We start from the raw sequence: 12,713 nt of genomic DNA, 5'->3' as shown, positions 1-12,713 counted from the left end.
GCAGCCAGGTTTTTCCGCGGTACCGCCGCAGGCGTGGTCGAGAGCTTGAGCTCAAGGAGGAGCGGAACGTGACTCTGGAACCAACGACAGCCAACGAAGCGTTCATCAGCCAGCTGACGGCGCCCGACGGCACGGCGCTGGGTGTGCGCGACTGGCCGTTGGCGCAAGACCGGCAGGCGCGTGCCGCCGTGCTCCTGGTGCACGGCCTGGGCGAGCATTGCGGCCGCTACGACATGCTGGCCCGGCAGCTCAACGCCTGGGGCTTTGCAGTGCGCGGCTATGACCAATACGGGCATGGCCTTTCCGGAGGCCCGCGCGGCGGCCTGAGCAGCGAGCTGCGCCTGCTCGACGATCTGGCCTTCATGGTCGATGCGTTGCGCAGCAGCATGCCGCGCGGCCAGCGCCTGGTGCTGCTGGGCCACAGCATGGGGGGGCTGGTGGCCGCCGATTTCGTGGCCAGCGGCCTGCGCCATGTCGATGCGCTGGTACTGTCCTCGCCGGCGCTGGCACTGCCGCTGCGCGCCGGCCAGCACTTGCTGCTGGCCACGCTGCCGCGGCTGCTGCCCAATCTGCAGGTACCCAGCGGCGTGCAATCGCGCTATCTGTCGCACGATCCGGCCGTGGCCCGGGCCTATGACGCGGATGCGCTGCGGCATGATCGCATCAGCGCCCGCCTGGCCCGGTACATGGCCCAGGCAGGGCTGCGCGTGCTGGGCAAGGCGCGGTCCTGGTGCGTGCCCACGCTGCTGCTCTGGGCAGGGCAGGACAAGCTGGTCGATCCTTCGGGCAGCCGCATGCTGGCCGAGCATGCGCCGCCCGCGGTGCTGCAGGCACAGTGCTTTGATGCGGCCTACCACGAGATCTTCAACGAAACCGAAGCGCTGGCCGCGCCGGTGTTCGAGCGGCTGGGCCAATGGCTCGATGTTCGGGTGCCGGCGGCTTGAGCGGCCAGCCCGTCAAAATGCATCAGAACAATGGTGGCGGCGGCTTGCGGCCTTTTTCCACAGGATTGGCGCGCAGTTTCTCGGCCGGATAGGGGCGTAGAAACTCCTTGGCCTTGGCAACTTTGGCGTTGAGCCAGGCATCGTAAGCACCTTCATTGAGGATGGCCGGCATGGCCTTGTCGTTGCCGGGCTGCCCATAGCGGTTCATCAGCGCATGCGCATTGGCGTTGATGGTGATGAGGGCGTAGCTGACGATGATGTCGCCATCCGCACCGGCCCAGCGCGCCCAGATGCCGGCCGCACCCATGGGCTGGTTGTCCACGCGGGTGATGCGCGTGGGCAGGGGCTTGCCGGGGCGCAGATCGTCCACCTGAAACGATTGCATGGGGATGATGCAGCGCTGGCCATTGAGCCAGGCATCGCGGAACGCCGTGCCCGTGGTCAGGTTGTCGATCTTGGCATTGACCAGCTTGAGCGCGCGCAGGCGGCCGTCCGATGCCGATTTGACCCAGTGCGGCACCAGGCCGAACTGGGCGGGCACCAGCAGGCGTTCCGCCGCAGGGGCTGCGCCTACTTCGCCAGGAGCCGGTTCGCGGTCCAGCAACGGCGCAGAGGATTCGGCGGCCGCATTGACGATGATGCAACCCCGCTTGCGCGGGGTGATCAGCGGCTCGGGCAGAGGCTCCGGCGCTTGCACGCGAAAGTTTTGCGGATAGAACTCGGCCTTGGCCAGGGAGAGGTGACAACTGCTCATGGGTTACTCCAGGGCCAGCAGGGAAAGCGCCGCGACCGAGGCCGTCTCGGCCCGCAGCACGCGGCTGCCGAGGCTGGCGGGCTGCCAGCCCTGCTCCAGGGCCCAGTCTTCTTCCTGGGCCGTGAGGCCACCTTCGGGGCCGTGGAGCACCCAGACTGCCGGGGCATCGCCGGCGGCTGCGCGCAGCGGCAGATTGCCCTCGCGCAGCGAGAGCACCAGACGGCGTGCTTCGGCGGCAGGCGTGTCCTTGCCGCGCAGCCAGTCGGCCAGCGACTGCGGCGCATGGATGACGGGCACCCTGTTGCGCCCGCATTGCTCGCAGGCGGAGATGGCAATCGACTGCCAGCGCTCGATCTTCTTGTCCGCGCGCTCGCCCTTGAGCTTGAGCACGCTGCGCGCCGCCATCACGGGCTGGATGCTGGCCACGCCCAACTCGGTGGCCTTTTCCACCAGCCAGTCCATGCGCTCGTTGGCGGGCATGCCCACGACCAGATGCACGGCACGGGCCGCTTCGCGCTCCACGGCGCTGTGGCTGGCTATGCGCACGCCCACATCGCTGCGGCCCATGCGCGTGATGGTGGCTTGGAATTCGCCGCCGGCAAAGCCGTTGCCCGCCTGGCCTTCGAACAGGGTGATGGTGTCGCCCGGCTGGTGGCGCAGCACCTGCACATGGCGGGCAGCGCCTGCGGGCAGGTCCAGCTCGGCACCGATGTGCAGCGGAATGGGACAGTGGTAGCGCGGCATAGTGAAATGTCTGGTGAAACTGGCGCTGGTCCAAGCCAGGGACGCCGAGCAAGAGCCGCCTCGCAGCGAAGGCGTCGTCCCCCTCCGGGGAAGCCGCAAAGCGGCTCAGGGGCTACATTCTTCCGTAGGCGTACCCGACCTGGGGCGTGATGCCTTCGATCTGGTCCACCAGGCGCAGCATGGGTGCCAGCTCGCGGTAGCGGCTGCAGGTGGAGCGGATGTAGTGGATGAAGCGCGGCGTGTCGGCCAGATACCTGGGCTTGCCGTCGCGCAGCGTCAGGCGCGCGAAGATGCCGGCCACCTTGAGGTGGCGCTGCAGGCCCATCCATTCCACGCCGCGATAGAACTCGCCGAAGTCGTCGCCCCAGCCGCTGGCGCTGTTGGCGCCCAGCAGGCCCGCCTTGCGGGCCTTTTCCCAGTAGCGCACGGTGATGTCGATGACGAAGTCCTCTTCCCAGCTGATGAAGGCATCGCGCAGCAGGCTGGCGATGTCGTAGGTGATGGGGCCGTAGACGGCATCCTGGAAGTCCAGCACGCCCAATGGTGCGCCCACGGATACCGGCTGCATCAGGTTGCGCATCATGAAGTCGCGGTGCACGTAGACGCTGGGCGACTGCAGGTTGTGGGCCACGATCAGGTCGAAGGCCTTGGCCAGCACGGCCTGCTGCTTGTCGTCCAGCACCAGGTTGCGGTGCTTGGCAATGTACCAGTCGGGAAACAACTGCAGCTCGCGGCGCAGCAACGCCTCGTCATAGGCCGGCAGCCCACCGATGTTGCCTTCGCGCGAAGCCAGCTGCCAGTCCAGCAGCACTTCCACTGCGGAGCGGTACCAGGCTTCAGCGTCCCGGGGCTTTTCGGGATTCAGTGCTTCGATGACCGTGGCGCTGCCCAGGTCGGACAGCAGCATGAAGCCATGTGCTGCATCCCAGTCCAGGATGGCTGGCACGCACAGCCCGGCCCGGGCCATCAGCGTCTGCACCTGAACGAAGGGGGCGCAGTTCTCCTTGTCGGGGGGGGCGTCCATGATGATGAAGCTGCTGCCGCCCGCGCCGTCCAGGCGCAGATAGCGGCGAAAGCTCGCGTCGGCCGAGGCTGGGCGCAGGGTTTCGGGGCGCAGCTGCAGCTTGGTAGCCAGCGGGGCGAGCCAGGCGTCGAAAGCAGCGTGGCGGCCGGCATCGGACCAGACGACGTCGGCGGTGGGGGGGATTGGAGCGGTCATGGATAATCGGATTTTACAAACCGATGCGGTCGTCCCCGGAAGGGATGGTGCTAGGCTTTAGCGTTTTCCCATTGTTTCTGTCTTGTGCCGCGCATCTGCGCCTCTGAATCACGTGCCTGCTCAACCCTTTACGCGAGATATTCCGCCAGCCTCCGTCCTCCGCTTGCGCCGGGCGGGACCGGCGCGTTCCGCCGTCCAGCCTGTTGCCCGGCCGCTGGCCCTGGCAGTGGCGCTGGCCTGGGCTGGCGCAGGCATGCAGGCCCATGCGCAATTGGCCGAAGCTGCGGGGACCGTGCCCGAGGTGACTGCCCCGGCGCCCGGTGACCAGGCACAGGACCTGCAGCTCAAACCCAGCACGCTGCTGCAGGAGACCTATACGCCCGAAGTCCGCAGCCAGCAGCCCATCTATATCAAGGGCGATTCGCTCAGCGGCCAGCCCGATATCAAGGCCTCCGTGCATGGCGAGGCCGAGCTGCGCCGCGGCGACACCATGATCCGCGCCGACAAGCTCGATTACGCGGTGCCCGACGACAAGGTCAATGCCGTGGGTTCGGTGCATATCAACAAGGCCGGCAATGTCTTCGACGGCAGCAAGCTGGATCTGGAAGTCGATGCCTTCAAGGGCAGCTTCGAGGACGCGAGCTACCGTTTCCTGGTCAACAGCGCCCATGGCGAATCCTCGCGCGTGGATTTCCTGGACCGCGACCATGCCGTGGTCCATCACGCTACCTACACCACCTGCCAGCGCGACGACGAGGCCAGCTGGCAGCCGGCATGGCAGCTCCAGGCCGAAACCATCCACGTGGACATGGCCGAGGAAGTGGGCGTGGCCGAGAACGCCAAGCTCAAGTTCAAGGGTGTGACCATACTGCCTGTACCCAGGATGAGCTTTCCGCTGTCGGACAAGCGCAAGAGCGGCTTTCTGCCTCCCACTCAGGGCATGGACAGCCAAGGGGGCTTTGAATATACACAGCCCTATTACTGGAATATTGCACCCAACCGTGACCTGACCCTTTTTCCCTCGGTCATGACCCGGCGCGGCGTGAACCTGGGGGCTCAGTTCCGCTATCTGGAGCCCAGCTATTCGGGCGAGGCCTATGCCAACTACATGCCCGGCGACAGCCTGCGCGACAGGGATCGCTGGGGCTACTCATGGCAGCATCGCGGAACCATCGACTCGCCCATCGGCGGCCTGGGGCTGAATCTGAACTTGAACCGTGTCAGCGACGACAACTACTGGCGCGATTTTCGCTGGGCGCCGATAGCGCTGCGCCAGCGCCTGCTGCCTAGCACAGCCAACTTGAGCTGGGCCAAGGGAGATGGCGTGCTGAGCCTGAATGTGGTGCGCTACCAGACGCTGCAGGATCCGGCATCGCCGATTGCGCCGCCCTACAGCATGGTGCCCCAGCTGCAGTACCGCTATACGCCATTGGAGTTGCCCCATGGCCTGGATTTCACAATGGTGGCCGACACCACACGCTTCGAACTGATCCGCCCGCTGGCCGGCCAGATCGGCAACAACGGCCAGCGCAGCTATGTCCAGGCGCAACTGAGCCGGCCTTTTCTGTCGCCGGGCGCCTTCATCACGCCCAAGCTGATGCTGCATTCGGCCATGTACCAGACCGACCAGTTCATGAGCAACGGCAGCAAGAGCGCCCAGCGGACCCTGCCGACCTTCAGCCTCGACAGCGGCCTGATCTTCGAGCGTGATACCTCGCTGTTCGGCAAGAAGCTCACGCAGACCTTCGAGCCGCGCGCTTTCTATACCTATACGCCGTATCGCGACCAGAGCATGCTGCCGCTGTACGACACGGGACGCAGTGATTTCAACTTTGCCAGCATCTTTTCCGAAAATGATTATGTTGGCCAGGACCGCATTGCGGACAATCACCTGCTGACACTGGGTGCGACTTCGCGCTTCTTTGATCCTGATACTGGAGCAGAAAAATTCAAGCTGGCCATTGCCCAGCGCGTGCGCTTTTCGGACCAGCGCGTGCTGCTGCCCGGCGAAGTGCCGGCCACCAGCCGTTTCTCCGACATCCTGCTGGGCGCGGCCGTGAACTGGACCGACAAATGGTCGTTCGAGGGCACAACCCAATACAACCAGGATTTGAAGCGCACCGTGCGCACCACGGCCACGGCGCGCTACAGCCCCAGCAACTACCGCACCTTCAACATCGGCTACCGTACGCAGTACGACACCACGGCCCAGACCGATGCCAGCAAGCTGGTCGATGTGGGCTGGCAATGGCCTATCAACGATCTGTGGGGCGACAAGGGCAAGGACCTGGGGCCCGGCCGCGGGCAGGGCGGCGGGCGCTGGTATGCGGTGGGGCGCCTGAACTACAGCATCAAGGACAAGCAGCTGGTGGACACGGTGGTCGGCTTCGAATACGACGGCTGCTGCTGGATCGGCCGCGTGGTGCTGGAGCGCCTGCAAAGCTCCATCACCCAGTCCAACCTGCGGCTGCTGTTCCAGCTGGAGTTCGTGGGCTTCTCGCGCCTGAGCTTCGGCGCCGATCCGGAGCGCAGCCTCAAGCAGAATGTGCCCCGCTACCAATATCTGCGTGAAGCCGTCACTCCGCCCAGCCGCTTCACCAATTACGACTAAGAACGTGTTTACGATCTCCTCGACGCCGCGCCAGTGCGGGATGGAATGCAAGGCGCAACACCGCAGCCGGGCTGGTGGCCCGGCGAGGATGTGCAACGCCGCAGACCGCCCGCAAAGGCACTGGCCCCAAGGGGTTGGGACGAAATCGGGCGATTTCTTTGCGCTGTCTCTTGCTTGCGCCCCGGTGCAAGCTGCGAGCCATCGCTTCGAACTCAACCCGATTGCGTCCCAACGCGGCATCGTAGAGATCGTAAATACGTTCTAAACGCTCTAAGCAAGGTTTTCCATGCGTTTTTTCTCCAAGACATCGTGTGCGGCAGCGGTTGCCCTGGCCCTGCTGGCCGCGGGTGCCCATGCACAAAGCCTGAAGGCGCCCGGCCAGGCCAAAAAAGGGGACGCTTCCGTATCGCGGGCGCTGGATGCCACCGCGCGTCCCACGGGCCGGGAAACGGCGCCGGCCGGCATACGCCAGGCCGACTTCATCGTGGCGGTGGTGGACTCCGAACCCATCACCAACAACGAAGTGCGGGCCCGCATGGCGCGCGTGCTGCAGAACATCGGCGAGCAGGGCGGACAGCTGCCGCCCCGGGAGCTGCTCGCCAGCCAGGTGCTGGAGCGCCTGATTGTCGAGAAAGTGCAGCTGCAGGAAGCCCGGGATTCGGGCATCAAGGTCGATGACTTTGCCGTGGACCAGGCCGTGAACAATCTGGCCCTGCAAAACAGCCTGGACAAGAGCGCGTTTCTCGTCCGCCTGCAGAAGGAAGGCGTTTCCGAGAAACAGCTGCGCGACGAGATCCGCAACCAGATGATCATGCAGCGCGTGCGCGAGCGCGACGTGGACAATCGCGTCAAGGTCACCGATGCCGATATCGACCGTTATCTCAAGGAGCAGAAGCGTCCCGGCGATACGGCCTCGTCCATGGCCATGAATCTGGGCCACATCCTGATCGCCGTGCCGGAGAATGCCGGCCCGGCCCAGGTGGCCGAGCGCGAGGCGCGCGCCAAGCAGGCTGCCGAGGCCGCGCGCACCCATGCGGACTTCACGGCCGTGGTCAGGGAATATTCCGACGTACCCAACGGCCAGGGCGGCGGCGCCATGGGCATGCGGCCGCTGGGCGATTATCCCGAGCTGTTTGCCAAGGCGGCGGCCTCGGCCTCCACGGGCGCCATTCTCGGGCCGCTGCGCTCGGGGGCGGGCTTTCACGTGCTCAAGGTGCTGGAAAAGTCCCAGTCCGGCATGCCGGCCTTCATCACGCAGAACCATGCGCGCCACATCCTGCTGCGCATCGGTGACGGCATGTCCGAGGCCCAGGCCGCCAAGCGGCTGGAAGACTACCGCCGCCGCGTGCTCAGCGGCCAGGCCACCTTCGAATCGCTGGCACGCGAGTACTCCCAGGACGGCAGCGCGCGCGACGGAGGCGATCTGGGCTGGTCCTCGCCGGGCCAGTTCGTGCCCGAATTCGAGCGCGTGCTCAATGCCCTGCAGCCCGGCGAGATCAGCGAGCCCGTGGTGTCGCGCTTTGGCGTGCACCTGATCAAGCTGGAGGAGCGGCGCGAGGCCCGGCTGACACCGCGCGAGCAGCGCGAGATGGTCCGCAACGTCGTGCGTGAACGCAAGACGGAAACCGACTACAACGCCTGGCTCAAGGAGCTGCGCGGCCGTGCCTACGTCGAATACCGCGAGCCTCCGCAATAAAGATATTGCCCCCACGGTCGCCCACTGCGTGTGGCTCCCTGCCCCCCGAGGGGACCGCGTTTTGCCTTGGGAGCGGCCCGGCGGCAAAACCCTGGCCCATCAAGGGAGCCCGCTTTATTCAGGGACGGCCTACAGCAGAAACCATGAAACATATTCCCCGCAAGCGCTTCGGCCAGAACTTCCTGACCGACGGTGCCATCATCGACAACATCGTTCAGGCCATTGCGCCGCAGCCCGGCCAGCCCATGGTGGAGATCGGGCCCGGCCTCATGGCCTTGTCCCAGCCGCTGGTCGAGCGCCTGGGCAGGCTGACCGTGATCGAGCTGGACCGCGACCTGGCCCTGCGCCTGCGCCTGCGGCCCGACCTCGACGTGGTGGAGTCCGACGTGCTCAAGGTGGACTTCCGCGCCCTCGCGGCACGCCTGGGCGTGCCCAAGCTGCGTGTGGTGGGCAACCTGCCCTACAACATCTCCAGCCCCATCCTGTTCCACCTGCTGGAGCAGGTCGACGTGGTGCAGGACCAGCATTTCATGCTGCAGAAAGAGGTGATCGACCGCATGGTGGCCGATGCCGGCACATCCGCCTACGGCCGCCTGTCGGTGATGCTGCAGTGGCGCTATGCGATGGAGAACGTGCTGTTCGTGCCGCCGGAGAGCTTCAATCCCCCGCCCAAGGTGGACAGCGCCGTGGTACGCATGGTGCCGCGCGCGCAGCCGGTGCAGCTCGATGCGGGGTTGCTCGAGGCCATGGTGCAGGTGGCTTTCAGCCAGCGCCGCAAGATCCTGCGCAACACGCTGGGCAAATGGCTGGACGAAAAAGGCTTTGCCGGCGAATTCGACCTGCAGCGCCGGGCCGAGGAAGTGCCGGTGGCCGAATACGAGGCCCTGGCCGCGCAGCTATCGCAAAACTAGGAGCTGCTGGCGCTTGCCGGGCAAGCATTTCAATATTGTTGAATAGAAAAATGCCCGCCTGTCAGGCGGGCATTGCTATTGAAGCGATAGTTCAGAGAAAGGAATAGAAGCAGCGGAAGGGCACCTTGCGCTCGGCCCAGTAGTCGGCCGCATCGCGGAAGGCATCCAGCAGCTGCTCGCGCACTTCCTTGTCGAACTTGGGCGTGGTGGGAATCTGGTCCAGCACCACGACGAAGCCCGGCTGCTGGCCGGCCTTGTGGATGGGATCGGTCAGGCAGTCGTAGAGCGCATCCCAGTTCTTGCCGAAATGGGCGGGAAGGTGGAACTGCGTGGCCAGCAGCTCGAGAATGTCGGCCTTGGTCTGGGCATGGGCCAGGTTGGCATACAGGAAGTGCGCACCCAGGGTCTCGGCGGCGGCTTGCAGATCGGGAATGCGATAGGCGCGGATGGACTGCACGATGTTCGGGCGAACATTGCGCAAAGGAGTGTCGGAGTTCTTACGAAGTGGCGTGTCCATCTCCGTGATTCTTTCTAAAAACATCAAAAAATCGGGCTCGGGCAGCGCTGATGGACGTGTAGGCAGCCGGCGCAAATCGCATCTGCATACATATACGGCGCTGGGGGCGTTTTTTCGAGCAAGGCTTCAATGGCGGCGCTGCGGCTCATTCGACGATCTGCTTGAAGCTGCTGTAGTGGTCGCTGGTGTAGTAGCAGGCGTCGGGTTGCTGCGGCTGCTGGCCGCCGCAGACGATGCGCCGCGCGCCGCGGTTGCGGGAGCCGGGCGTGCGCACCGTATATTCGCGGTAATAGCCGCGCGGCTGGCGCGGCAGTATGCGCTCGCGGTTGCCGAAGGCGGTACCGTCCTTGTCGCTGCTGAACGGGCCGCCCTGCAGGATGCGTGCATAGGTGGTGCGCCCCTCGCGCGGCAGATCGGACAGGGCAATGGTTTCCAGACCCGAGGAGAACGCCGTCGGCTCGGGCGTGCCGCGCGCCTGCACGGCAGGCGCTGCCAACACGAAAGCTGCGCCCAGAAAGAGCGCCAAACCTGTCTGGTACGCCTTGGCGGCGGCGGCCTTGAGCATTCACTACACCTTTCAGAATCTCAGGTAAGGCCTGAAATTTCGACCCGTAAGTTTGACGGATAGGCCCTGAAATTGCAAGGTATGCTTAAATTTTGTGCAGTTTGCACAGGATTCTTGACAGTTGGAATCGTCCGCCGGTGGCCCGCAAGCGCCGCTGACGGGGCGCAGGATGCGAAAAAGGCCCGCAGCGCCGGGCGCTGGCGGGCCTTTGGGGGCAGGGCCTGGCGGCCGGTCAGCGGCTCACGTTGGCGTCGGCCACGGTCAGTGCCGTCATGTTGACGATGCGGCGCACCGTGGTGCTGGGGGTCAGCACATGTACGGGCTTGGCGGCGCCCAGCAGCACGGGGCCGATGGCAATGCCGCCGCCGGCGGCCTGCTTGAGCAGGTTGTAGCTGATGTTGGCGGCATCGATATTGGGCAGCACCAGCAGGTTGGCGTCGCCCAGCAGCGTGCTGTTGGGCATCAGCTTGGCGCGGGACTTGCCGTCCAGGGCTACGTCGCCGTGCATTTCGCCGTCCACTTCCAGCCACGGCGCCTGCGTGCGCAGCAGCTCCAACGTCTGGCGCATCTTGACGGCGCTGGGCTGGTTGCTGGAGCCGAAGTTGCTGTGCGACAGCAGCGCGGCCTTGGGCTTGATGCCGAAGCGCATCATTTCCTCGGCGGCCATGATGGTGATCTCGGCCAGCTGCTCGGCCGTGGGGTCGTAGTTCACATGCGTGTCCACGAGGAAGACCTGGCGATCGGGCAACAGCAGCCCGTTCATGCACGCATAGGTGGCCACGCCGGCGCGCTTGCCGATCACCTGGTCGATGTACTGCAGGTGGTGGGCCGTATGGCCCCAGGTACCGGTGATCAGGCCATCCACCTCGCCCTTGTGCAGCAGCATGGAGCCGATCAGCGTCAGGCGGCGGCGCATCTCGATCTTGGCGATGGGCTCGGTGATGCCCTTGCGCTCGGTCATGCGGTGGTAGGTCTGCCAGAAGTCGCGGTAGCGCTCGTCATGCTCCACGTTGACCACGTCGTAGTCCACGCCTTCCTTCAGGCGCAGGCCGAACTTCTCGACGCGCTGAGCGATCACGGCGGGGCGGCCGATCAGCGTGGGGCGCGCGATGCGCTCGTCCACCACGATCTGCACGGCGCGCAGGATGCGCTCTTCCTCGCCCTCGGCATAGGCCACGCGCTTCTTGGCGGCCTTCTTGGCCGCCATGACGATGGGCTTCATCATCGTGCCCGAGGCGTAGACGAAGGTCTTCAGGTGCTCGCGGTAGGCATCCATGTCCTGGATGGGGCGCTGGGCCACGCCGGCCTCGGCGGCGGCCTGGGCCACGGCGGGCGCCACGATGAGCATCAGGCGCGGATCGAAGGGCTTGGGAATCAGGTATTCGGGGCCGAAGGACAGCTGCTGGCCCACATAGGCGGCGGCCACTTCTTCCGACTGCTCGGCCTGGGCCAGCGCGGCGATGGCATGCACGCAGGCGATTTCCATCGAGGTGGTGATGGTGGTGGCACCGCAGTCCAGCGCGCCGCGGAAGATGTAGGGGAAGCACAGGACGTTGTTGACCTGGTTCGGGTAGTCCGTGCGGCCCGTGGCGATGATGGCATCGTCGCGCACGGCCTTCACGTCTTCGGGCGTGATTTCGGGGTTGGGGTTGGCCAGGGCGAAGATGATGGGCTTGGCCGCCATCTTCCGGACCATGTCCTGCTTGAGCACATTGCCGGCGGACAGGCCCAGGAAGGCGTCGGCGTCCTCGATCACCTGGCCCAGCGTGCGCAGCTCGGTCTTCTGGGCGAACAGCGCCTTGTCGGGGTCCATCAGCTCGGTGCGGCCTTCGTAGACCACGCCGGCGATGTCGGTCACGAACACGTTCTCGCGCCTGAGGCCGATTTCCAGCAGCAGGTTCAGGCAGGCCAGGGCCGCGGCGCCGGCGCCCGAGGCGACCAGCTTGATCTCCTCGATCTTCTTGCCGGCGACCTTCAGCGCATTGACCATGGCGGCCGCCACGGTGATGGCCGTGCCGTGCTGGTCGTCGTGGAACACGGGAATGTTCATGCGCTTGCGCAGCTCGCGCTCCACGAAGAAGCACTCGGGAGCCTTGATGTCCTCGAGGTTGATGGCGCCGAAGGTGGGCTCCAGCGCGGCAATCACGTCGACCAGCTTCTGCGGGTCCTTCTCGTTGATCTCGATGTCGAACACGTCGACGCCGGCGAACTTCTTGAACAGCACGCCCTTGCCTTCCATCACCGGCTTGGAGGCCAGCGCGCCGATGTCGCCCAGGCCCAGCACCGCCGTGCCGTTGGAGATCACGGCCACGAGGTTGCCGCGGCTGGTGTACTTGAAGGCCGCTGCGGGGTCCTTGACGATTTCCTCGCAGGGCGCGGCCACGCCGGGGGAGTAGGCCAGGGCCAGGTCGTGCTGGTTGCCCATGGGCTTGGTGGCCGCGATGGCGACCTTGCCGGGCTTGGGGAACTGGTGGTATTCGAGGGCCGACTGGCGTAGCAGTTCGCGTTTATCGGTCAAAGTGGTTGCCTTGGTGTCGGACATCAGCGGTCTCCAGCTCGCAAAGTAGGCCATCCGCAGCGGGGTCTTGCATGGCAGCAACCAGGCCCCAGCGCCTCAGGCGCGCGCGGATGATAGGTATCGAATCGGCCATTGTAGGCCGAGCGCTATCAAAAAAAGAGGCATGGCAAGCTCGTGCGCCGGGTCAAACAGCTGTGACTCAGGGGCAAGAGTGATGCCGGGGCGCCGTGCAGA

10 protein-coding genes are annotated in these 12,713 nt (G+C 65.5%); 4 read left to right on the top strand and 6 right to left on the bottom strand.

Annotation, left to right across the window (positions count from 1 at the left end; translation table 11 throughout):
* Window positions 1-74: 74 nt before the first annotated feature.
* Window positions 75-944, top strand: a complete 870-nt coding sequence (locus Cte04_RS06925) for an alpha/beta hydrolase (RefSeq protein WP_370671021.1) — start codon at window positions 75-77, stop codon at window positions 942-944.
* A gap of 22 nt (window positions 945-966) precedes the next feature.
* Here Cte04_RS06925 and Cte04_RS06920 read toward each other — a convergent pair whose 3' ends face one another.
* The 3 genes from Cte04_RS06920 to Cte04_RS06910 all read right to left on the bottom strand — a co-directional run bounded on the left by Cte04_RS06920 (window position 967) and on the right by Cte04_RS06910 (window position 3,661).
* Window positions 967-1,698 (bottom strand): SOS response-associated peptidase, encoded by a 732-nt coding sequence (locus Cte04_RS06920; RefSeq protein WP_066474402.1) that lies wholly within the window; start codon window positions 1,696-1,698, stop codon window positions 967-969.
* Between the two features lie 3 nt (window positions 1,699-1,701).
* The gene (locus Cte04_RS06915; protein ID WP_066474399.1) at window positions 1,702-2,442 is read right to left on the bottom strand and encodes a 16S rRNA (uracil(1498)-N(3))-methyltransferase; all 741 of its coding nucleotides are present in this window, start codon (window positions 2,440-2,442) and stop codon (window positions 1,702-1,704) included.
* A gap of 112 nt (window positions 2,443-2,554) precedes the next feature.
* The gene (locus Cte04_RS06910) at window positions 2,555-3,661 is read right to left on the bottom strand and encodes an aminoglycoside phosphotransferase family protein (RefSeq protein ID WP_066474395.1); all 1,107 of its coding nucleotides are present in this window, start codon (window positions 3,659-3,661) and stop codon (window positions 2,555-2,557) included.
* 253 nt (window positions 3,662-3,914) lie between these two features.
* Between Cte04_RS06910 and Cte04_RS06905 the strand changes: the two genes are divergently transcribed.
* The 3 genes from Cte04_RS06905 (at window position 3,915) to rsmA (ending at window position 8,879) form a co-directional block, all read left to right on the top strand.
* A complete protein-coding gene (locus tag Cte04_RS06905; RefSeq protein ID WP_245633327.1) occupies window positions 3,915-6,272 on the top strand; it encodes an LPS-assembly protein LptD in 2,358 nt (785 codons plus the stop codon).
* 286 nt (window positions 6,273-6,558) lie between these two features.
* The gene (locus tag Cte04_RS06900) at window positions 6,559-7,968 is read left to right on the top strand and encodes a peptidylprolyl isomerase (RefSeq protein WP_066474392.1); all 1,410 of its coding nucleotides are present in this window, start codon (window positions 6,559-6,561) and stop codon (window positions 7,966-7,968) included.
* Between the two features lie 143 nt (window positions 7,969-8,111).
* Window positions 8,112-8,879, top strand: a complete 768-nt coding sequence (rsmA, locus tag Cte04_RS06895) for a 16S rRNA (adenine(1518)-N(6)/adenine(1519)-N(6))-dimethyltransferase RsmA (RefSeq protein WP_066474390.1) — start codon at window positions 8,112-8,114, stop codon at window positions 8,877-8,879.
* 91 nt (window positions 8,880-8,970) lie between these two features.
* Here rsmA and Cte04_RS06890 read toward each other — a convergent pair whose 3' ends face one another.
* From Cte04_RS06890 to Cte04_RS06880, 3 genes are all read right to left on the bottom strand, one after another.
* Window positions 8,971-9,396: a barstar family protein gene (locus Cte04_RS06890; protein WP_066474388.1), complete on the bottom strand. Its 426-nt coding sequence runs from the start codon at window positions 9,394-9,396 to the stop codon at window positions 8,971-8,973.
* Between the two features lie 145 nt (window positions 9,397-9,541).
* Window positions 9,542-9,961, bottom strand: a complete 420-nt coding sequence (locus Cte04_RS06885) for a guanyl-specific ribonuclease (RefSeq protein WP_066474387.1) — start codon at window positions 9,959-9,961, stop codon at window positions 9,542-9,544.
* A gap of 232 nt (window positions 9,962-10,193) precedes the next feature.
* Complete coding sequence (locus Cte04_RS06880) at window positions 10,194-12,503, bottom strand: NADP-dependent malic enzyme (protein WP_066474382.1); 2,310 nt, start codon at window positions 12,501-12,503, stop codon at window positions 10,194-10,196.
* Window positions 12,504-12,713 lie beyond the last annotated feature (210 nt).

The sequence above is a fragment of the Comamonas terrae genome (assembly GCF_001544075.1).
Taxonomy (GTDB): Bacteria; Pseudomonadota; Gammaproteobacteria; order Burkholderiales; family Burkholderiaceae_C; genus Comamonas; species Comamonas terrae.
This window is presented reverse-complemented; position numbering and strand designations above follow the sequence as displayed.